This window comes from Acanthopleuribacter pedis, from assembly GCF_017377855.1.
Lineage (GTDB): Bacteria > Acidobacteriota > Holophagae > Acanthopleuribacterales > Acanthopleuribacteraceae > Acanthopleuribacter > Acanthopleuribacter pedis.
Genome location: NZ_JAFREP010000065.1, coordinates 1 through 23,121 on the forward strand (window position 1 = coordinate 1; position 23,121 = coordinate 23,121).

A 23,121-nucleotide genomic window follows, 5' to 3' on the forward strand; every position below is an offset into this window, starting at 1 on the left:
CCGGAACACGCTAAAAACGAGGGAGACGCAAGCGCGCAAACCGTTGGCAAGGTGAAGCCTTGCCGGATTTCAGCCCATGGTTGGGCACCGGGGCGAAGCGACCGGTGGCCAACCATGGGTCAGGGTCAACAGAAGGGAAGTGCGCTGTAGGCGAACCGGAACAAGCAAAACGGAACCAACGAGTTACACATGTCTGTCCCTGCAACCTTTTGGGGTGTCGGTCCCCACATTCCCACGGGTGTCGGTCCCCACATTTCATAGAAGGGGCAAGAGCGGAAAGCCCGCGATCCTTCTGGAACACGCTAAAAACGAGGGAGACGCAAGCGCGCAAACCGTTGGCAAGGTGAAGCCTTGCCGGATTTCAGCCCATGGTTGGGCAACGGGGCGAAGCGACCGGTGACCAACCATGGGTCAGGGGCCACGGAAAGGAAGTGCGCTGTAGGCGCACCGGAACAAGCAAAACGGAACCAACGAGTTACACATGTCTGTCCCTGCAACCTTTTGGTGTGTCGGTCCCCACATTCCCACGGGTGTCGGTCCCCACATTTCATAGAAGGGGCAAGAGCGGAAAGCCCGCGATCCTTCCGGAACACGCTAAAAATGAGGGAGACGCAAGCGCGCAAACCGTTGGCAAGGTGAAGCCTTGCCGGATTTCAGCCCATGGTTGGGCACCGGGGCGAAGCGACCGGTGGCCAACCATGGGTCAGGGTCCACGGAAAGGAAGTGCGCTGTAGGCGAACCGGAACAAGCAAAACGGAACCAACGAGTTACACATGTCTGTCCCTGCAACCTTAAAGTCAGGCAATTTGGGGTGTCTGTCCCCAGGTTTGGTCCCCAGGTTTGCGTGCCCGTCACCCTGCTTCATTGTGAAACATCAGGATTCCAGGAGGCCGAACCGCGTCAATCTAGCGCAAGCGGAGGGGAAAAATTGGAGGGGCCCGACCGAGCTTGCTCGGTTGGGAGGTGCCGATTTTTTCACGGAGCGGTCCTTGACGCAGGTGGTGGCGCGCTAAAATCAATGCCGGCCGGCGGTGAAATCACTCTTGAAACTTCAGTCTTCCCGTCGGCCGTATGGCTCCTAAGCGCGTCGGCCCCACCTGGGTCAAGGATGCGCGGCGGTTTTTCAACCTGGCAGCGTTGGAACCAGCCATGAGCATCAATGATGTTGAGAGGGTTCCTGCTGCCCGTTTTGTTCGCCATTCATGTGTTCGTCCAGGTTTGGGAAGCACAGGTGTCGCCACATCCCATTTAAAATCAGTTTTTTCGCGGGCCTGTTTCCACACTCTGTATAACCAAATTAAAACCAAGTGGTTTCACATGTCTGTCCCCGCATTCCCCTGTTTCCACACTCTGTATAACCAAATTAAAACCAAGTGGTTTCACATGTCTGTCCCCGCATTCCCCCTGATCATGCTCGGCGCCTTGACCCGCCGATCATCCGAGTTAAACCAAGGCCCACCCGCTGTTTGATTTTCTAGAAGGCACTGGGATATTATGAGTAAGCATTTTTTGGGCGGTTTTATGATTGGTACGCTGACAGTTCGATCTTTCAAATCCCTTAAAGACGTCCAAATAGAACTGGGCAACATCAATGTATTTATTGGTGCGAACGGCAGCGGAAAAAGCAACATTCTTGAGGCCGTGGGGGTTCTCTCCGCCGCGGTTTCCGGTCGGGTCGATGATGAAGCCCTGCTCCGGCGCGGGGTTCGTGCCGGCGTTGCCCGCCTGTACAAATCGGCTTTTGCCGATGCACGGATGTTGCCGCATATTTATTTCAAGGCTGAGGACGAAACGGCCGCTTACGCGGTGTCATTGCTCAACAATCTTGACAATCCATTACCTGCCTGGCGCTACAAAACCGAGGAGTTTATCCAAGACGCGACGTCGGTCGCGAGTCGAGGGCCCAAGAGTTCCGACAACAAGGAGTACGGCCTGGCGCCCGCGATCATTGTCGATCTCAAACCCAGTGAGGCGTTACCACGTCTTATTACCGCGCTGCGGGATTTCGGGATCTATGCACCCACGACGCCGGTGTTGCGCGGCCTGCAGCCCGACATGCAAGCGCGCAGACCGGTCGGCCTTGCCGGTGGTGGGCTTGCTGACGCGGTTAAAACCATGAGGACCCGACTTTCCGAAGAAAACGAAAGAGAAAGTGATGAAGATCTAGTGGATTTTTGGGATGATCTGACCGGCTTGATTGATTGGATGGAAGACGTCGACACCGCTACCTCGGCTGCCTCCATTCTTTCGCCCTCCGTTCCACGGCAACAGCGAATCATCCGTTTTTTTGACCGGTTTATGATCAAGGGCAGGAATTCACTGACCGCGTATGATGCCAGTGAAGGTGCGCTTTCCGTACTCCTCTACGGCATTTTGGCAGCCCATCCAGAGGTCGCACCCATTCTGGCAATTGACAACATGGATCAAGCGCTCAATCCGCGTTTGGTTAAGCGTCTCATGAACCTGCTCTGCGATTGGTTGCCCAATCACCGGCCCGACCGTCAGTTTTTGCTGACCGCCCACAACCCCTCCGTACTCGACGGTTTGAACCTCAGTGATGATCGGGTGCGTTTGTTTGCCGTGGATCGAAACAACACGGGACACACAACGGTTAAACGCGTGCAGGTCGACGCGAAGCTTCATGCCATGGCCGAGGAGAAGGGATGGCCCTTATCAAGGCTTTGGGTCATGGGTTATTTGGGTGGTGTCCCCAATGTCTGACCTCCGTATTGGGTTGGTCGTGGAGGGAACAACCGATTTCATCGTGTTGGAGGCCGCGCTCACCGCCATTTTGAAGGACCGAACACTGAGCTTTACCCGGATTCAACCCAGCGATGACGCGACCTTTGCCTTGGCTTCGGGAGAAACCGGTTGGGGCGGGGTCCTTCGTTGGTGCCGTCAACATACGACCGCCTTGCAAAATTCCCTACTTGCTGAGTTAGACCTGGTGATTCTACATGTGGATGCCGATGTGGCGTCCAAACAGTACGGCGACGTTTTCGGCACCAAGCCGGTTCCATTTAATGATCTGCCCTGTGAAAAACCTTGTCCACCCGCTTCGGATACCGTCAACGCTTTGCGCGAGGTTGTCCTGGGTTGGGTCGACGACCGGATTCAAAAACATTGGGTTATTTGCATTCCATCAAAATCGATTGAATCCTGGTTGGTTCCCGTATTTTTTATGGATCACCCGGAAAAAATTTCAGGGCTGGAATGTAACGTTCAAGTGGCGCCATTTTTTATCGGCAAAAAAGGCGCCAAGCTTATTCGACGACGTGGTTCGACCTGCAAAAAATTAACCAAAGAATACCGGGCGATTGCTTCTCTGATCACCGAGCGCTGGACCAAGGTTACCCAGACGTGTGAGCAGGCGCGCCGCTTCGAGTCCTCGGTCAAAGCCGTGTTAACTGAGTAGACCAGCCTGTCGTTTAATCCAGGTTTGGATGGGTGCAGTCACACACATTTTGGCGGGTCCTGCACCAAGGGTTTATGCGAAACCTGTTTTGGAAAAGCCTCTGGGATCGACGGCGACGCGTAATTGGCAGGTACCTTGAGCACGTTTTCTGCGCGTTGGTGCCGCGTTCAACTTTGAGAGCCCAAGATTCTGGGGCGACGTGAAAACGGGGAAAAAGGAGGTTTTGGATTTAACGTGCCTGTCCCCGTTCAGGTCCCCGCCTTGTGCGCTTCCGTAAATCGCGAAGAATCAAGGGGACGCAAGCACGCAAACCGTTGGCAAGGTGAAGCCTTGCCGGATTTCAGCCCATGGTTGGGCACCGGGGCGAAGCACCTGGTGCCCAACCATGGGTAAGGGGTAATAGAAGAGAAGTGCGCTGAAGGCGCACCGGAGCAAGCGGAACGGAACCAAACAGTTACGCATGTCTGTCCCTGCAACTGTCCCTGGGGCGACGTGAAAACGGGGAAAAAGGAGGTTTTGGATTTAACGTGCCTGTCCCCGTACAGGTCCCCGCATTGTGCGCTTCTGTAAATTGCGAAGAATCAATGGGACGCAAGCACGCAAACCGTTGGGCAACCATGGGTCAGGGTCAACAGAAGGGAAGTGCGCTGTAGGCGCACCGGAACAAGCAAAACGGAACCAAAGAGTTACACATGTCTGTCCCTGCAACCGCAAGTGAGTTACGCATGTCTGTCCCTGCAACTGTCCCTGGGGCGACGTGAAAACGGGGAAAAAGGAGGTTTTGGATTTAACGTGCCTGTCCCCGTACAGGTCCCCGCATTGTGCGCTTCTGTAAATTGCGAAGAATCAATGGGACGCAAGCACGCAAACCGTTGGGCAACCATGGGTCAGGGTCAACAGAAGGGAAGTGCGCTGTAGGCGCACCGGAACAAGCAAAACGGAACCAAAGAGTTACACATGTCTGTCCCTGCAACCGCAAGAACAGGCTGCTTCAGATTATGGCGTTTCGGGATCGAAATCCGGTGGAACACGTCCCGCCTTGATCGCTTCCGCCAGGGTTTTCCAGCCTTCCCGTTGCAAACGGGCCCAATCTTCGCGCCAATCGCCCGGCGGCGGCAGCTCAAAACAAATGTCCATGTTGGGTGGAAGGGCGGCAACCGCGTCGCGATAGGCCTGGGTTGAAAAGGGATCGATGCCGCCGGTACCGTCCGCGTTGGCGACGAAATGCAACCATTCGACGACCCCGTTTTGAAAGTGGAGGAAGGTATAGTTTTTGCCGATTTTGGGACGCTGCATGATCTCTTTCCGGGCGTTTCCGTCAGGTTGCGGTGTCTTTGAGGGAGAAGGTCCAACCATCGTAGGTGTAGGCTTCTGGATGCGTCACATGGGTTCGAAAAAGGCGCCAAGCCGCCTCCACGGTGCATTTTTCAGCGAGGTAAAAACCTTCAAAGCGGCAGTTCTGGATTTGGGTTTCGAAGCGGTAGCGGAAGCTGTCGTCGCCGCGGTAGGTGAGCGCGATGCGGCCTTCCCAGGTTAAGCCAAAGCGGTCGATTGTGTGGCGAGGGCCGAACTGAATGCGCATGTCGGCGACCGAATCAAATCCCTGAAGGTAAATGCGAAACGGGTCTTGGTAAGAATCGGCGGGCGCACCAAGACGGTCAACCCAAAATTCTCGGTTTTCCAGGGTGTTGATGTCGAAGGGTTGATCCGGTGTTCCGACGCGAAAGCCATCCTGCTCGCCCCATTCGACCGAGGACAAGGTGCAGGCGCCGTAATTGCCCCAAACCGCGGGTGCATCCCAGTTCGAAGTTTGGTGCGCCTCGGGTTTTAAATGGGTTGGTTCCACCGCAAAATAATCGTCGCTTTCCAAATGGAGGTCAAACCACAAACCACTGTCGGGTTCGAGGCGACCGGACCAGGCGAATTTTGTGACGATATGACCTTGGGGCCAGGGGCTGGTTGGGAACAAAATGCGGTCGGTCATGGTGATTCCTTAAGGTGAGCGATGGATCTTTTATTTAACCAAATAAGTCGGGCCCGGCGCCAAAAAGGATCTGACTAAGTGGAGATCGCCGTTGGTGGCGCGTTCAACTTTGAGAGCGCAAGATCCTGGGGCGACGTGAAAACGGGGAAAAAGGAGGTTTTGGATTTAATGTGCCTGTCCCCGTACAGGTCCCCGCCTTGTGCGCTTCCGTAAATCGCGGAGAACCAAGGGGACGCAAGCACGCAAACCGTTGGCAAGGTGAAGCCTTGCCGGATTTCAGCCCATGGTTGGGCACCGGTGCGAAGCAACCGGTGCCCAACCATGGGTAAAGGACAACAAAAGGCAAGTGCGCTGAAGGCGCACCGGAACAAGCGAAACAGAATCAACGCCTTACAGATACCTGTCCCCGCCACGTCCCTTGACATCTCGACACCTGTAACCCGTAAGTGCATCCGTAAACCGCCAAGAACCAAGGGGACGCAAGCACGCAAACCGTTGGCAAGGTGAAACCTTGCCGGATTTCAGCCCATGGTTGGGGACCGGGGCGAAGCACCCGGTGGCCAACCATTTGTAAGGGACAACAAAAAGCAAGTGCGCTGCAGGCGCACCGGAACAAGCGAAACAGAGCCAACATCTTACACCTGTCTGTCCCCGCAACGTCCCCGCAACGTCTTGATGGAATCGTCCCCGCAACGTCCCCGCAACCTCCCCGCGGTGCAACCAAAGCGTGGTTATGCTTCAACACCGCCAACAAAAGCGAGGCCTCTCGACCTCGCTTTTCGGGAACCGATTTACACGACGTTGTTGGGATCCACCAATTGCGGTTGCGGCGGCCGCGGCGTGAGGAACACCGTTTGCCCGGGATCGCCGTCCATGTCGCTTTTGATGCGGCCGAGCAGCGTGTTCAGGTCCGGGTAGGACTGCTGCTGGGACTTCTGCGAGTCGATCATCCACCAGCGGCCGTTGTCATCCTTGCGGCAGGTCACGTAGTGGGTGGTTTGCCCCGCATAACCCACCATAAACCGGTCGTTGTCGCCGATGGCGTTTTTGACCGCGGTTAACTCCTGGCCATCATTCTCTTTTTCGTGAATTCTGCTTACCGAGGTGGCTTCCAGGTTCTTTAGTTCATCGGGAACCCCGTCCAGTTGGCTGAGCAAGGTCACCATTTGGGCCGTGCTGATCCCTGTCAAATTGTTGGGGTCCAGTTCATCCTGGCCGACCTTTTTCTCAAAAACAAAATTACGGGCAGCGTCGTCCTCAAAGCCCATTTCATCTTTGACGATGTCGACCATTTTGTTGCCGACCTGGTTGGCCGAGAATTGGTTTTTGCCGAGGAAGGCGTTGAGGGAGTGCAGGCCGCACAATCCCGAATTGGCGCCTCGCTGGTACTCGTGGTGATAAGGTGGGTTATTGCCAGGATTGCCGACGTTGCCCGCGACATAATGACAAAATTCGAGATCTTGATCGTGGACGTGGGTGACCGAGGGTTCGAATGAATAAACGTGGTGTTGGTCCGTGGTGATCAGGCTGTAGTCATAATTCTCAAAGCGTTGTTCGAATTGGTCGCCGTCGATGGCCTCGTACTGGTTGGTATCTGAATTCCAGATTTGGATTTCGTCGGGGTCGTCGGGATTTTTGCGTAGGGCGACGACATCAATCGATTGGTCGTCTTGGTTGGTGGCGATGATGAAGGTGATGTTGTGGTTGGGGGTCAGACCCATCATGTCGAACGGCGTGGTGTAGGCGTCGTCAAACATTTGTTTTGTTTGGGGCGAGTCAAAACCATTGCTCGAATAAATTTCGTAGTCGGCTTCTTCGATGTTGCTTTTGAGCGTGTTGGCGAATTGTTGGGTGTTTTCCACATCGATGTCCCCGATGCTAAATAGATCGCTGAGGTTATCGGGTACTTTCAGGTTTATGGTCGGGCCTTGCTGCTGGGGTTGTTCCAGCTGAACTTGGTGAACGACCGCGACTTGTTGACCCTTCACGGGTTGGGGTTGCTTTGGAAACATAAATATCCTTCCTTCTGTTTGTGCGCTACCGCGGGAAAACGCGGGCTAATGCGATGGGGATGGGTTTCGCCTTTAACCTAAAGAGGCGTTGAAGCGAGGGATTTTCGCTAAAAATCTGGAGCGAAATGGCTTGGAACAAGCGGACCGGGGTCGCGCCCGACCGCACCCGCTGGGTGCGGTGAGCATTTTTACAGGCCGTTGCAGCCCAGAGGTTTAGCTGAAATCACCGCGAGTTTTCGCGCTTCTTAGGTTTAAAAATGCGGCGGACCGGAGATGAGGGTGAACCCATGGCACGTTTCATTGAAAAACAGGATGGTTGGGCAAGGAAAGAGAGAATGGCGGGCAGTGTTAAATTTACATGATAAATGAGTGTGCTGATAGTTGATTTAATCACTGTGCCGAAGAAAGTTGCATTGCTGGGGATCTGGCTAAACGGGAAAGTGTGGTCTCTTCCGAAAGGACGAGTGTGTTAGATGAGAAGGAAACCCCTGTGGTTCGGGAAAAAGAAACGGGGGTAGGGGGTAAGCTTTATCGGGTACCCGTCGTTGGTTTTATCCGTGAACCGCCAAAAATTAAGGGGACGCAAGCACGCAAACCGTTGGCAAGGTGAAGCCTTGCCGGATTTCAGCCCATGGTTGGGCGCCGGTGCGAAGCAACCGGTGGGCAACCATGGGTAAGGGGCCAAAGAAAGCAAGTGCGCTGAAGGCGCACCGGAGCAAGCGAAACGGAACCAACGTCTTACGCATGTCTGTCCCCACAATGGTTTCCACAATGTTGATCTCCCACCACTCCAGGAAGCACCACGAATCCAAGTGATGGTGGCGTCTGCCACCTGCAAGTTGATCAATCCGAGCGCGGTGGGTGGAAAAGGTTATAGCCGCCTGATGTGTGTAACCCAATAAAAGTCAGCTGTTTCTTGCTGCCTGTCACCCGTAAGTGCTTTTTTAGCGAGTGTCAATTGCCACCCATCACCCGCAAGCCCGCATGGCCTGATCCCATTTGGCCACTTTTTGGTGCCTGCCACCCGTAAGCTCCCGTTCTTGCCGGGGAGAAGGTGGGAGAAAGAAGGTTATAGCCGCGTGGTGTGGCTAACCCAATTAAAATCAGTCATTTTTTTGTGCCTGTCACCCGTAAGTGGTCACCTGTAAGTGTCTGCGCCTCCGCACGAGAGGTTTGGGCGGATCGGACACCGGCATTTTCGTTTTTGGTGTCGTGCTAAACTTTGAGGCAAATACGTGGTTCATCGCCGGAGGCGGGCCTGTCTCGTTTTGCCGGCGGTCAAAAACAACAACACAAAACCCTACATTCGGTTGAGCGGCGCGCCTGGTTTTTTGGGAAACGGGCCGGTGCCGGTGGGTGGCCTGGTGATGGAGGCGGTTGTGCTCTTGGTGAAAACGCGGCTTGAAATCCCGTGTGGCGTTGCTTTCATTCCGGGCGGTGGGTCATGACGGTGACCCGTGTGCGGCGGATCGCGCCGCCTGATGATTTTCCCTATCCCAGCACCGTGGCTTACGGCCGCGACGCCTATGGTATTTGGCAGACGGTGGCGGTGGCGGTGGCGGGGGTGGAACAGACCTTTCGCTGGTGTCCGCCGGGTCGCTTTCTCATGGGTTCGCCGCAATCGAGGCAAAGCGGGGACACCCATCTAATCTACAACAAAGCGGGCACAAAGCGGGGACACCCATCTAATCCGGGATATAGCAGAGCAAAGCGGGGACACCCATCTAATCCGGGATAAAGCGGAGCAAAGCGGGGACAACTATCCTGAGCATGACAACAGTGCCAGAACAGAGCCAGGACACCCGCCTTTTTCTTTTTAGTGCGGCTAAAACCCCCTATTCGCTGAAGTCGTCCCACTCAAAAAACCGGTGTGCAAGTTGCTAACGACATTTTTTGTAAAAATTCGTACCCCCTGACAGAGGCTGTCTTAGCTTGGCCTTATATTTCGCGATGTCCTCATCCGAAAATTTTGGAGGTCGTCAATGACACGTCCCCGTTCAGAAACCATCAATGACCAGGTGGAAGGCATCCAGCACTGTATCTCCCGTTGTGTACGACGCGCTCATCTTCAGGGTGAAGATCCACTCACCGGCAATAATTACGCGCATCGAAAAACCTGGCTTCACCAACGTCTCATTGAGTTGTCACGCATCTTTTACCTTGATGTATGTGGCTACGCACTCATGGACAACCATCTCCACACCATTCTTCGCAATCGACCCGACCTTGCCGCCAAGGGATCGGATCGTGATGTAGCCGTTCGTTGGCTCAAATTGTTTCCCAAGCGGAGTGAACCCAATGACGTCCCCGTCGAGCCAAGCGAAGATGAGGTGACCTTGCTCCTCATGGACGAAAGCCGAATCAAAGTTCTTCGCAAGCGGCTCGTGTCCATTTCTTGGTTTCATCGGTGTTTGAAGGAATTCATCGCGCGAAAAGCCAACGCGGAAGACGGTTGCACCGGACGATTTTGGGAGGGGCGATTTAAGAATATGACGCTTCTAGACGACGCCGCGGTGCTGACCTGCTTGACCTATGTGGAGCTAAATCCAATTAGGGCCAAGGTCGCGGAAACCCCGGAAACAAGCAAGTTCACCTCGGCGGAGGAGCGGATTCGGGGACACCTGGCCCGTTGTTCTAATGCGTCCCATGGGGCCTGGGGCATTTTGGGTGAGCCCACGGCTGCTATTGAAACCGGCTGCGATGATTGGCTTTGCCCATTAAGGGATACACCGGACCGTCGCGGTTTTTTGCCCATGGATCTCGAGGGTTATCTGGAGCTTTTGGACTGGACGGGGCGGCGTCTAGTTGCGGGAAAAGCCGGTGCCATCCCAGACCACTTGCCACCCATGTTGACCCGTCTATCCGTGAACCATCAACAATGGCTAAACAGTACGCGTCATTTCGAATCGATGTTTTTTAGCGTGGCCGGGACCGAAACCCACATGAAACAGGCAGCAAAGCGGATGGGGCAGGGATGGGTGCGCGGCTTGAGCGCAGGCAAAACTGCATTTTTAGATTAGGGGCAACACACCAACGAAGGACAATCGCGGTCGAGACAATTTATTTGAACGAGGCAAGGCCAATGCCAGGGTTAGAGACAAGCTGCACACAAAATTCGGGTGGCAAGCGATCAACCAATGAATCCCCAAGGGGTTGGTTCCGTCACGTGTAGAGACCGCTTGGTGGGCGGCGTTGGGTCGGTGTTTTTTGGTGCGGCTAGGAGTCATTGGTGAAAAATAGTGGGTGACCGCTTTCTGGGCTCTCAGTCCGCAAGCGGCGAAATAAGTGGGTGTCCTGCCTTTCACCCTGCCTTTCACCTCCGGCGCTCGGGAAAAGGTGGGTGTCCTGCCTTTCTTCACCTCCGGCGCTCGGGAAAAGGTGGGTGTCCTGCCTTTCCTCTCAGTCCGCAAGCGGTGAAAAAAGTGGGTGTCCTGCCTTTCACCCTGCCTTTCACCTCCGGCGCTCGGGAAAAGGTGGGTGTCCTGCCTTTCTTCACCTCCGGCGCTCGGGAAAAGGTGGGTGTCCTGCCTTTCTTTCACCTCCGGCGCTCGGGAAAAGGTGGGTGTCCTGCCTTTCTTTTTCTCTCAGTCCGCAAGCGGTGAAAAAAGTGGGTGTCCTGCCTTTCTTGTAAAAAGTGGGTGTCCTGCCTTTCTCCTGCCTTTCGGTGTCCTGCCTTTCTTCACCTCCGGCGCTCGGGAAAAGGTGGGTGTCCTGCCTTTCTTTGGCGTATCCTACGTCCAAACGGGCACAAATGCATCCACCCGAATCCTACCCATTAAATAAGTCCAATGTTTGAATTGACGAAAAACAACGGCCAAAAACCGACCCAAAAAAACAAAATTTCCACCTAACCCGCATTTCTCACAAGGAATTCTGCTACGAAGCCGAAAGCCATGCGATTACTTCGCTTACTCGGTCGAGCCGCCTTCGCCGTAGCGCTGCTACGCCTGTGCCGTCTCTCGGTCGTAATCTTCGTACTCACAAGGCTTTCAGCTTCTCGCTACGAATCCTTGTGAGAAATGCGGGCTAAAACAAACCCACCGTGAACCCAACGACTTTTTCGGTGTTCCCCCTCAGTAAGCTTCCAAAACCCGCGCGAACCGGCGCACTGGGGGGACACACCGATGGGGACCTATTGCAAACCAAACAGCCGCAACAGCGGTTTCAACCTTATGTTGGATCGATTCGAGAAATCGCTGAGGCGCAAAATCCGTTGCGGGGACTTGCCTTTTCTCGGCATGTACCACACCGAATTCAAATCAACCGACCACCTGATCCGCAACAAACTCGCGGCCCACAAACGCCACCACGATCCCGTTGCCTTCCTCACCGATTGTTTCTACCGCTGGCCCGCCTTGTTCGGCGCATACTTAACCAACCTTCTCTACACACACTATGGTGAAACCAGCACCAAAGCCGTCTACTGCCATTTAGAAGAAGGCTTTGGTTTTAAGTTATCCCACGGCGCCCGACGCGAACTCTATAAATCCTTTCTCCACGTCTGTGCCACCCTGCGCCTGCCGCCCACCCCCCAACACACCCAATCCGCCTACATGGTGCGCCTTTACCTTTCCCAGGTGGGCGTCCCCACCACCGCGCTGCCCCGCCTGGTCAAAGGCATGTTCGCCTTCGCCAAAGAACACGGCCTGCCCAGTCCCGATGACGACGCGGCCCTCATCGCCTGGCAACAACACTACCTGGCCATGAACGGTGCCGCCCATTCCGCGGGCACCCGCGCCGCCCTCCACAACGACACCAACGCCTATTACACCCGCTGGTTCCTTGATACCTGGCACCAAAAGAAGGAAACCCAACCCGAGACCAATCCTTTCTTCGCCGCCCTCGAACAACAGATCGCCCCGCTCCGCGCCGCCGCCGTCCTTGTAGAGGCCGCGCTCAACCTGCCCAGCATCCGCTGGGACGGCAACGATTACGGCCTCTTCCTGCCCCCGCGCGACAACGCCCCTTGGCATCTCTCCCTCGACGACCAACCATCCACCGTCTACCCCGAGCAAGACGGCGTTTTGTTTCCGCTCACCGCCGAACGCTTTTCCCGGATTACCGCCGACTGCACCATCGGCCCCGTCTCCTGGTCCGACGAGCTTTGGCCAGGCCCCGCCGGCAACCGGTTTTTGGTGTTTCCCGCCCGCGGCGGTGATTTGATCGCGCGGGGCAAGCTGTTTCGCGCCGATCAAGCCGGGGAACTCGGCCTCACCCTCGACCCCGGCGCCTACGTTGTCCTCAGCGAATTCCAACCGCTGGGGTTGCCATCGCAACCCTTCGGGTTCGACCCCGAGCTGCATGTCACCGAGCTCGACCTGAGACCGGGGGCCGAGGTTGTGTTCCGCTACGGTCGCGCCGCCGCCCACTTCGCCGGTTTCCATACCACCGCGCTTTCCCTCGACGGGGCCTACCACCAGCCCCTCAAAGGACGCGGCTTTTTCCAAAGCAACAACTGCCACTTGCTGATCGATTGGGCCGGCCAAGAAAAAGAGAATGACGAGGACCGCTTCCATTTGGTAGTTCGCTGTGAAACTTGGCGCCAAACCCTACCCGTCGATCCCGAGGACGACCCGCGCATCCACCTCGACTTCGAGGGCTGTCCCACCGGGATGCGCCAGGTCGTGTTTGAATTGCGGCGCGAGGGCCATGGACGGGCCGAGGCGCGGTTGAGCGCGTTGGTTTGGGTCGGCCTGCAACGCGTGACCGGCGGCGCGTTCCACGGTGCCGCCACGAACTTCGTGTCCGAATCATCGGAAAACTGCGAACAACGCGCCGACGGCATTGGGTGCCGCGATCGCCACCACCGCACCATGGAACCGGCGTTTGCCTTGTCCGACAAACGCACCCTGCGCTTCCGCTTCGCCCTGCCGGGTTTGTTCCTTTCGCTTCGCGAGCAGGGCGCCAAAATCGACGCGGAACGGTTTATTCCGCTTGGTTCCGAATGCGCATTGCGCGGCGAAACACGCCGCCGCCTCACCGTTTATTATCAGGAACCCGCCGTATTGCAACTGGGCGACTACTTGGCCCGGCCCGACTTCCCCCGCAAGGGTTGCTTCTCGGTGGACACCGCCGCCTTCATCGACGCCGTCCAACCCGGCAACAACGGATTGTGGCTGGTGCCCGAACAGGGTCCGCGTGTCTTGCTGGCCACCTGGTTCCATCCCCACACCGTGGCCGACAGCAGCGTGGAAACCGGGCTGAACCACATCATTTGGCGGTTTTACCCGCGCGCGGTGATGTTCGAACTGGCCGCCGAACTTGAAAACCTGATCACCGGCCAAACCACCCGATGGTCCGGCAAAAGCTACGAACAGCCGCCCGGCGGCGGGGACGAACCTTTGATGCGCTTCGAAGGGGAGACCAGTCCCAACCGGGCCGGCCTCTACGAAAACCGCCTGATCCTGACGACCGACGACCTGGATTCCGGCCTCTACCGCGTGTCGGTGCAGGGTCGAATCGGTTCCCGTTGGGGGCTGTTAACCGATGCACGGGCGGGTCGCGAGACCCTTGTTTTTGTCAAAAGCAATAAACAAATCCAACCCATCCAAGCAGCTGAGATCCTTTGGGCGGCAGGACCACCCGTCCACGGCGAGGCCCGTCTGAACCGTTTCCTGCGCTTGCACCGTTTGCTTGCAAGCCATCACGCCGAGGGCGCTTGGGCGCGCATGGAACCCTTAACCCCGTTGTGGTGTGAGGAACTGGCCGCGCTCGATCCGGCCGCGCTTTCCGACGAGTTGGTGTGCCAATGGGTGCGCGAATGCCTCAACGCGGGCGCGGCCCACGCCCCCGCCGGTTGGCTGCCCCACTGGAACCCGGCCGCCTTTCGGCCGCATTTTTTCGCCCAACCCGCCGCGCGCTACCGCACCTTGTTGCCGCGCGACCGCAACGCCTCGTTTTCGGATTGCCGCAACATGGTGTTCCAGATGGCGGTTTGGGCCGGCGGCGACCTACACGGTTTGGCGAAAAGTGGTCGGTTACACCCCGTCTTTTGGGGTGGTTTCCGCAATCTGGCCGAGGCGCAACAGGACGCCGCCGAGCTCCGTGGTTTTTGCCTGGCGCGTTACCAAGAGGCGATGGGCCGGTTGGCATTGGACGACACCTGGCGCTGGTTGCGGCGCGCGTCCTGGCAGCCAGGGGAGCAGGATTACCTGGGCCCGCACCACCTGCGTTACGCCTTGGCGGCGCTGGGTCGCCACTTCCAGCGCGACAGCCCGGGCGATTATCCCTACGCGGGCAAGGCCCTGTTTTTCGCCACGCAAGTAGGACGTGCTTTGGGCGAAACCCGCGCGGGCCAAGCCCACCCCGGCCCGGACCGGGTTTCCTTCACCGCACCCGCCGGTACCCTGTTTTCTTCTGAAACCCCGGAACGTACCGACCAGGAGGCCTTGGCGCCGGCCCACCAGCTGATTGCGTTGCTGGCCAAGGCCTGCCGCTGGGAGACGCGGGCGCAGGGTGTGCTCGAGGCGCTGATGGCGCAAATGACTGCCGCTTCCGCGGGCTCGCCCTTGGATACCCGCAAACGGCTCGGCTTTTTGCTGTACCTGGGGTTCGACCTGTTTGGTTTTTACCTTTTGTTTTGGGAACTCATTTTTCGCTTTGATCACGACGGAGGCCGGCCATGACCGATAAAAACCCAATCGACTTAACCAACGACCTTGAAGAAGCGGTACAACGCTACATTCAAACCACCTTTGCGGTGAGCCGCAACTTCCCGGGGCTGCGCGCCGCGGTCAAAAAAGAACTGGGCAAAGCCAAGCTGGTCGAAGGTCCTTTTGTCGAGACCTTGCCGGACTTCAAAAAGGCGAAACGCATCAGCGAGCTGTTGCGGCGCCACGGCGGTTTTTTGCACGACGGCTTCGCCAAGCTGCCGCCGGAAGAAGATTTTCCACTACACTCGCACCAATTCGAGGCGCTCCACAAGTCGATTGTAGAAAACAAAAACCTGCTGATTGCGACCGGCACCGGTTCGGGTAAAACCGAAAGTTTTCTGTACCCGCTGGCGCACATGTTGTTGGACGACCCGGACTTGCGGCGGCCGGGGGTGCGCGTGCTGCTGATTTATCCGATGAACGCCCTGGCCAACGATCAGTTGTACTACCGGATCGCCCCGTTGTTCGGCAAAACCTTTCGCGATGCGGGCATTACCTTCGGGCGTTTTACCTCGCAGGTAAAGGTGCGCGACACCAGGGAGGAGGTGATTGAGACCCTGGAGGAAAATGAAAAACTGATGGGCAAATTGGGTGGGGAAATTCCCGAAAACTTTTTGCTGAGTCGGCAGGAAATGCTCGCTAATCCGCCGCATATTTTGATTACCAACTACGCCATGTTGGAACACATGCTGTTGCTGCCGAAAAACCAAAGTTTGTTTGGCGAGCGCTGTTTGAAAGCGATTGTGTTGGATGAAATTCACACCTACAACGGGGCGCAGGCCACCGAGGTGGCCTTCCTGCTGCGAAAACTCAAAAACCGCATGGGCTTGAATGAGCCGCTCAAAGTGTTCGGCACCAGCGCCAGCCTTGCCGACGATTCCGACAGCGATGAAAAGTTGCTGTCCTTCGCGAGTGATCTGTTTGGTGAAACCGTCCACGAGGTGGTCCGCGGGCAACGGGTGGTTCACCGCGCCTTAACCAAAAAAGCGAAGACCTTTTCGTTAAGTGCCGACCAGTGGATTGGGTTCGGTAAGGCTTTGGCTGAATTGTTGGATAAAAAGCCGGGTGATGCGTCGGCACAGAAGGCGGACGCGGAAAAAGCAGCGAAACATTTTCCTTACGTGTTGGATCGTGATTTATGGCAAATCGCCCTCGAAGATCAAGTTTTAAACACCATCCTGCCCGAGGTTAACGGCCCCGTTGACGCCTGGCTGTTCAACACCTTCTCCACCAACGCGGAATTGCGCCGCGCCGCCGAGTTATTGGACCAGGCCGACACGGTGTCGGCCTACCGCGAACTGGCCGCGGGCGTGTTTCCCGACACCCTGGAAGCCACCGCCTGGAACGCCTTGGCGGTGATGATCCAAACCAGCATGGTCGCCCGCGAAAACGGCGCGGGTTACCCCTTGTTACCCGCGCGCTACCACCTGGCCGTCAACAGCGTGGCCGGGCTTTCCATCAAGCTAGATCCCAATCATCCAGCCTACCTCGCCGAGCTGGCGCCCTTCCCGCATCACGAGGAAGACGACACCCCCTATTACCCGCTGCTGCTGTGTCGCGATTGCGGGCAACCCTACATGGAAGGCTACAAAGACGGGGATCGCCTGCATCCCAAGGCCCGCCTGGAAAACGCCAAGGGCATCGCCGTGAGCCGCGGTATTTATTTCCTCGGTAAAAGCGGTCAACTCGGGTTGACCGATGAGGAGGAGGGCGTCGCCGAGCCAAGTGCGAACTTCAAACCCTTGACCATTGATCCCACCACCGGCGGACTTAACCCGGCACCGGGCGAGCCCACGCTCACCTTGGTTGAAATCCCGATGGAAATCGACGAGCGTTCGCAACGCCGCATTGTCAAACGCTGCCCGGCCTGCGGTTATCGCCCCCAACGCATGCTTGAACCCATCGCGGGCATTCATCCCGGTCACGACGCCTTGTCCGCGGTGGTCATGCAACGCGTCTTGGACTTTTTGCCCGAACCCAAGGAACATGAAATGGATGGCTCGCTTCCCTTGAGGGGGCGCTCACTCATTACCTTCTCCGACGGCCGCCAAGACGCCGCGTTTTTTGCGCCCTACTTTCAACGTACCAGCGGGGACTTCGCCTTACGCGCCGCCATCGTTCGCATTGTGGCCGCAAGCAGCGAACCGGTTTCGCTTCAGAACCTAGGGGGCAGGATTCGCAAGTTGTGGGAGGATGCGCAGGGAGAAGCTTTTGTGTTTCCCGCGGGTAAAAGTCCCTTGGCTGATCGGGCACTTCAAGAAAACCATCTTTTTGGCAAAACCGTGGCCGAATTCTTCACGCGCCCCCGTCGCCTCTCCCTAGAGAAACTCGGATTGGTCGAGGCCCAACTCGATCCAACTTTGGTGAAAAAAATGTTGCCCGCGTTACACCAGTTGGTGCAGCAATCCCATGGGCCGGCCTTGGGTGATAAGGAATGCCGCGCCCTGTTGGCGATCCTGTTGCAGTCGTTTCGGGTCGAACGGGCGATTCTCGCCACCGAAGACTTGGACCTCAATGATGAGGAATTCTGGGGTCCTTTCCAAAGCGGCAAAAACCAAAATTTCGAACGGACCAAAACCCCCAAGAAAAAAGGTTTTGCCTGGACACCGACCGGCAAAGTCGCCAATCGCAGAATGGCGTTTTTGGAGAGAGCCGGTTGGCGCAAACCCCAGGCCCGTGAATTTTTAGACAAGGTGTGGGATTTATTGAAGCAACATCGCATCATTGCACCGGCCCGGTTCGCCCCCGGGTTTGGGCTCGATTTGAACCAATGGGTGCTGGTCAATACGCGGCCTTCCCCGCTGTACATTTGCAACCGCTGCGGTTCCCATCAGAGCCAAAGCATGAAAGCCCTCTGCGCCGTGCGTGGTTGTAAGGATGGAATGCTTAAGGCGCTTTCCGCCGAGGAAAAAGAAGCTTACATCGCGGAGAACCATTATGTTCAGCAGGCATTGGACAAAGGTTTATTACCGGTCCGGTGCAGCGAGCACACCGCCGGCTTGCCCAACGCGGTGCGGGAAGGGGTGGAGCAGGATTTCGCCGCCGGCCGCATCAATTTGCTCAGTTGTACCACCACCATGGAGATGGGCGTTGATTTGGGCGATCTCGAGGCCGTGGTGTGTCGCAATATTCCGCCGTCCATTGCCAACTACCAGCAGCGCACCGGTCGCGCCGGACGTCGCGCTCAGGCCGCCCCCTTTTGCGTAACCGTCGCCAAAAACAGCAACTACGACCAAAGCGTGTTTCGTGATTTTCGCGGATACCTGCTGCAGTCGCCGCCGGTACCGATCATCACCTTGGCGAATCGGGAACTGTTCCAGCGGCACCAAAGTTCGATTCTGCTTTTTTATTACCTCAAAAACAAGCTGGGTTCCGATGCCCCCAATGCGCCGCGGCTGTTTCATGTGTTTGGTGGTTCCATTGACAGCCAAAGTGCTGATCGCATGACTTACGACCTGATGACGTGGCTGGAGACCGACCTGGGACAGCGCGCATTTCGCGAGGCCGAAGCCTTGGTGGAACGGTTACCCGAGGCGGTTCAACACGAACTAGACCGCAAAGGCGATAAGCTGCGGGCTGCTTTTAAGGAGGCCGCGCGGCGTTTCTTCCAGGAAATTACCGGGCAAATTGTGCTCTACGAACAGAAAATTGCGGCGGCCCAGCAGGACATCATCAACGGCGACAAGACCCAGCGACGCAAGGCGAGCCAGGTCGTCAACAAATGGGAAGACCTTAAGGATCAGTACTTAAACCAGTTTTTGGTGACCCGCCTGTCGCTTGGGGGATTGATCCCGACCTATAGTTTTCCAACCCACGCCATCACCCTCGACATCGCCAAGTCCAAGCAAAAGGCCGGCGATTACCAAGAACCGGACGTGCAGTTAAGTCGGGACGCCTCGCTCGGCATCAGCGAATACGCGCCGGGCGCCGAGGTGGTCGCGGACGGCCGTTTGTGGACCAGTGCCGGTATCGCATACGCCCCGCGCGACTTCATGCCGACCCGCCATTTCGCGGAATGCCGTAACTGTCAGCACGTGATGGTGGCCGAGGATCGCGAAGGGATTAACCGTTCCTGTGTCAACTGTGGTTCACGGGCGCGCAATTTCCGCAAAGGCGGTACGGACAAATTCATTGAACCCAAGGGGTTCATGACCCACTACGATGCCAAGGGCGGGCGCGCCACCGGGTATTTCCGTCTCAAAGAACCGCCCTCGGAGGAAGCCCGTTTGATCACCTTACCGCGGCCCGATGATTTCAAAATCAATCCTGGGGATCATCTGCAGGTCGGCCGTTTCCTGATGCATGCCTACGCGACCGAGGAAAAACAGGCGGGCACCATGTTTATCATCAACCGCGGTCGTCGCGGTTTGGGTTATGACCGTTGTCACACCTGTGGTTTTGCCGAACCCGCCATGACCCCGGCCTTCCGGCAAAAAGGCCATAAGCGGCCGAGTACCGGCGACCCCTGTACCAAACCTTTTTACTCCCGCGAGAACCTGGCCCATCGGTTTAACACGGATGTGCTCCAGCTTCGTTTCCGCTACCCGATGCCGGACAAACCCAAAAAGGAACCGCGATTGGATATGTACCGTCGCAGTTTTGCGCAAACGCTGGCCGAGGCGATGCGCCTCGCGCTGATCCAAATTTTGGGGTTGCCTATTGGCGAGGTGCGCTGTTCCTACCGCATTCGCGCCAATAAGGTCGACATCATTTTGTACGACGGCGTACCGGGCGGGGCCGGGTTCGTGGCCAAGGTCGGGACCGCGGCACTGGAGATCAACAAACTCCTCATCAAAGCCGCCGAGGTCTTGGAATGTGCCGAAAACTGTGCCGACGCCTGCCGCGCCTGTCTCCACGATTTCCGCAACCAAGCCGTTTGGGATTACCTCAACCGCCACTTGCTGATCAACTGGCTCAAAGAACTCAATGGGGAAACCGTACCAACGCCGTTCGATGCCCATCAAATTACTCGTGACCCCATGGATGCATTGCACCAAACCATGCGCGACGATCAAACCCTTACCATTGTGACGCAGTCGCTGTTGGGCAATGCCGGCCGTGACAGCGTGGTGTTGGATTGGTTACTCGGACGTTTGCGCAAGGGGCAACCGATTCATGTGTACCTGCGCGAGAAGGGGGAAATCCTCTCTAACGGAACCTGGGTTTTTCGCCAAATGTACCCACACCTAAGGCCATTCTTGCAGGAAGACATGCTGCGGTTGTTCCATTTACCGGAAACGGGCAAGGAACAGATGGTGCCGCGATTGTGCCAAGTCGATGGAAAACACGGCCAGGCTTGGTTGGCCGATTTGGACGTGCCCTTGTTTGAATCCTTGCTTTCCGATCCCTGCTATGAACTGAAGATTGGCGAACACCATGGTTCGTTGAAAGCCTTGTTCCGTCGTGCCAATCCCATCGCGATGGAAGAATTGGACAACCATCTCGCGGCCCATCGGGTCCACGAATTCAAGATCGGCGAAGCACGCGATGTATCGTCCGTGTTTGCCGTGCTCAAGCAGGTGCCGATCAAGTTGCTTACCATCCGTGATCCCTACTGCGGGAAGGGGGGACGGAACCACGACTTTTTGTTGGATTTGGTCGATGCGATTCGCGGGTTGGCGGATTGCATCGATATGCTCAAAATCGTGTACCGCGATCAGTTCGAATACAACGGCCCGATCCTGAGCAAGACCGTTTTGCGGCAAGCCCTGAAAACGAAATTGGAAAATTGGGGTATTTCTTTCCGTTTGCAGCCGATTGGGTGGGATGATCGCAAAAGTTTCCACGACCGCGAGGTGCATGTCACCTACCAAACCGACGACGGCCTGAACACCAAGGTCGTGTACGACCTGAGCGGGGGCATTGACCATTTGATGTCGCGTGAGTACGACACCAAGGTGTTTTTCCGCGTGGTGGAAGCGCCGGGCGCCAAAAAATAAGCCGCCGCGGCGAAGCGACCTTGGGTCGAGGCCCAAAAAGCGCCTGCCCACCCACCGCAATAACGAAGGCACTAAAGGAAAGAACAGCGTCTCAAAGCGAAGGGTGGCGCGAAAGGCAGGACACCCACTTTTTTAAGGAAAGGCAGGACACCCACTTTTTTCACCACTTGCGGACTGAGAGAAAACCTCGGACACCCACCTTTTCCCGAGCACCGGAGGTGAAAGGCAGGAAAGGCAGGACACCCACCGCGAACCGGGAAAGGCAGGGAAACGGAAAGGCAGGACACCCACCTTTTCCCGAGCGCCGGAGGAAAGGCAGGACACGAAAGGCAGGACACCCACCGCGAACCGGAGATGTTGAATTCAACGACCGTGTTTTAAAGAGGATGCAAGCGGGGAAAGCAAGAACAGCGTTCGCAAATGGCTGGGCTCATAAGGGACGCAAGCCCGGAAACCGTTGGCAAGGTGAAGCCGTGCCGAATTTCAGCCCATGGTTGGGCAGCGGGGCGAAGCATCCGGTGGCCAACCATGGGTTAAGGGTCAATTCGAACCAAGCGCGTTGAATGTGCACCGGAGCAAGGCCAAGCAATGGCGGTGAGGGAAGGACCGGTGCGCCTTCAGCGCACGGGGATATGTGGGCGGAGGACCCTGGGTTGGGCGGGGGCAGCTTCGCGCCCCCGCCCAACCCAGGGCTGAAATCCGGCACGGCGTTGCCGTGCCACCGGTAGGCACAGCGGCGTCCCACGGTAGGCGCGACGGGTATCGGTATCGGGGGGCGGACCAAGCCGATGGGTCCCCACTACGCATAGTAAAACCAAAAGCTTACGGGTGTCTGTCCTCGCAATTCCGCGGGCTTAGGGATGTCTGTCCCGCACAATCCCACAAGCCTTAGGTTGGCATGGCAAACCGTCCGTAAATGACAAGGGCTTACGGGTGTCTGTCCCCGCAATTCCTAGAACGGCTTGCGGATGTCAGTCCTCGCAGTCCTCGGCCAACCGACCGTAGATGGTCGGGATCAAGGGGGACGCAAGCCCGGAAACGGTTGGCAAGGTGAAGCCTTGCCGGATTTCAGCCCATGGTTGGGCGGCGGGGCGAAGCATCCGGTGACCAACCATGGGTTAAGGGGAAAAAACGGGAAGTGCGCTGGAGGCGCACCGGAGCAAGTGAAACGAAATCAATAATTTAAGGGTGGTATTTTTCGAAATGCTAAGCCGGTAAAATGGGAACAACGTGGTCTGTTTCGCCGCTACCGGCTTTGTTTGGGATGTTAAATGATCCATTTTTCAACAGCGGCAGGTTCCTCGAAGGCGTACGGGTGTCTGTCCCCGCAATCGTCCCCGCAATCGTCCCCGCAATCGTAAATAAGCACGAAGAGCGTCCGCAAAAAGATGGGTGTAAGGGGGACGCAGCCCTGGAAACGGTTGGCAAGGTGAAGCCTTGCCGGATTTCAGCCCATGGTTGGGCAGCGAGGCGAAGCATCCGGTGGCCAACCATGGGTTAGGGGTCAATTCGAACCACGTGCGCAGAATGCGCACCGGAGCAAGGCCCAGCAATGGCGGTGAGTGATGTACCGTTGCGCCTTCAGCGCACGGGGGTATGTCGGCGGTGGACCCTGGGTTGGTCGGTGGCAGCTTCGCGCCCCCGTCCAACCCAGGGCTGAAATCCGGCACGGCGTTGCCGTGCCACCGGTAGGCACGCCGGCGTCCCACGGTAGCCGCCGGGTATCGGGACAGGGGGTGGCGGGCCAAGCCGATGGGTTCCAAACACGCATAATAAAACCAACGGCTTACGGGTGTCTGTCCCCGCGGCTGTTGGCAAGGTGAAGCCTTGCCGGATTTCAGCCCATGGTTGGGCAGCGAGGCGAAGCATCCGGTGGCCAACCATGGGTTAGGGGTCAATTCGAACCACGTGCGCAGAATGCGCACCGGAGCAAGGCCCAGCAATGGCGGTGAGTGATGTACCGTTGCGCCTTCAGCGCACGGGGGTATGTCGGCGGTGGACCCTGGGTTGGTCGGTGGCAGCTTCGCGCCCCCGTCCAACCCAGGGCTGAAATCCGGCACGGCGTTGCCGTGCCACCGGTAGGCACGCCGGCGTCCCACGGTAGCCGCCGGGTATCGGG

Annotated in this window: 8 protein-coding genes; 5 read left to right on the forward strand and 3 right to left on the reverse strand. The window is 57.1% G+C overall.

What is annotated here, in order from left to right; genetic code table 11:
• Positions 1–1,494: 1,494 nt before the first annotated feature.
• Together J3U88_RS33450 and J3U88_RS33455 are read left to right on the forward strand one after the other, a co-directional pair.
• Positions 1,495–2,721, forward strand: a complete 1,227-nt coding sequence (locus J3U88_RS33450) for an AAA family ATPase (RefSeq protein WP_207863573.1) — start codon at positions 1,495–1,497, stop codon at positions 2,719–2,721.
• Positions 2,642–3,415 (forward strand): hypothetical protein, encoded by a 774-nt coding sequence (locus tag J3U88_RS33455; protein WP_207863574.1) that lies wholly within the window; start codon positions 2,642–2,644, stop codon positions 3,413–3,415. Before J3U88_RS33450 ends, J3U88_RS33455 begins: the two co-directional genes overlap by 80 nt.
• A gap of 996 nt (positions 3,416–4,411) precedes the next feature.
• Here J3U88_RS33455 and J3U88_RS33460 read toward each other — a convergent pair.
• From J3U88_RS33460 to J3U88_RS33470, 3 genes are all read right to left on the reverse strand, one after another.
• Positions 4,412–4,711 (reverse strand): hypothetical protein, encoded by a 300-nt coding sequence (locus tag J3U88_RS33460; protein WP_207863575.1) that lies wholly within the window; start codon positions 4,709–4,711, stop codon positions 4,412–4,414.
• Positions 4,712–4,733: 22 nt separating this feature from the next.
• Positions 4,734–5,399 carry a hypothetical protein gene (locus J3U88_RS33465; protein ID WP_207863576.1) on the reverse strand — a complete coding sequence of 222 codons (666 nt, stop codon included), beginning with the start codon at positions 5,397–5,399 and terminating at the stop codon, positions 4,734–4,736.
• A 791-nt stretch (positions 5,400–6,190) separates the two neighbouring features.
• Positions 6,191–7,411 (reverse strand): hypothetical protein, encoded by a 1,221-nt coding sequence (locus J3U88_RS33470; protein WP_207863577.1) that lies wholly within the window; start codon positions 7,409–7,411, stop codon positions 6,191–6,193.
• Positions 7,412–9,393: 1,982 nt separating this feature from the next.
• Here J3U88_RS33470 and J3U88_RS33475 point away from each other — a divergent pair.
• The 3 genes from J3U88_RS33475 to J3U88_RS33485 all read left to right on the forward strand — a co-directional run bounded on the left by J3U88_RS33475 (position 9,394) and on the right by J3U88_RS33485 (position 21,002).
• A complete protein-coding gene (locus J3U88_RS33475) occupies positions 9,394–10,431 on the forward strand; it encodes a hypothetical protein (RefSeq protein ID WP_207863578.1) in 1,038 nt (345 codons plus the stop codon).
• Between the two features lie 1,104 nt (positions 10,432–11,535).
• Positions 11,536–15,036, forward strand: a complete 3,501-nt coding sequence (locus J3U88_RS33480; protein WP_207863579.1) for a hypothetical protein — start codon at positions 11,536–11,538, stop codon at positions 15,034–15,036.
• Entirely contained in the window at positions 15,033–21,002 is a 5,970-nt protein-coding gene (locus J3U88_RS33485; protein WP_207863580.1) for a DEAD/DEAH box helicase, read from the forward strand. The genes J3U88_RS33480 and J3U88_RS33485 overlap by 4 nt, the downstream gene beginning before the upstream one ends.
• The last annotated feature ends 2,119 nt before the right edge of the window (positions 21,003–23,121 follow it).

Bases quoted from the DNA above. Each gene is read 5' to 3' on its own strand.
- J3U88_RS33485 (WP_207863580.1), top strand. From the start codon at position 15,033: ATGACCGATAAAAACCCAATCGACTTAACCAACGACCTTGAAGAAGCG.
- J3U88_RS33460 (WP_207863575.1), bottom strand. From the start codon at position 4,711: ATGCAGCGTCCCAAAATCGGCAAAAACTATACCTTCCTCCACTTTCAA.
- J3U88_RS33450 (WP_207863573.1), top strand. From the start codon at position 1,495: ATGAGTAAGCATTTTTTGGGCGGTTTTATGATTGGTACGCTGACAGTT.
- J3U88_RS33470 (WP_207863577.1), bottom strand. From the start codon at position 7,411: ATGTTTCCAAAGCAACCCCAACCCGTGAAGGGTCAACAAGTCGCGGTC.
- J3U88_RS33455 (WP_207863574.1), top strand. From the start codon at position 2,642: ATGCCATGGCCGAGGAGAAGGGATGGCCCTTATCAAGGCTTTGGGTCA.
- J3U88_RS33475 (WP_207863578.1), top strand. From the start codon at position 9,394: ATGACACGTCCCCGTTCAGAAACCATCAATGACCAGGTGGAAGGCATC.
- J3U88_RS33465 (WP_207863576.1), bottom strand. From the start codon at position 5,399: ATGACCGACCGCATTTTGTTCCCAACCAGCCCCTGGCCCCAAGGTCAT.
- J3U88_RS33480 (WP_207863579.1), top strand. From the start codon at position 11,536: ATGGGGACCTATTGCAAACCAAACAGCCGCAACAGCGGTTTCAACCTT.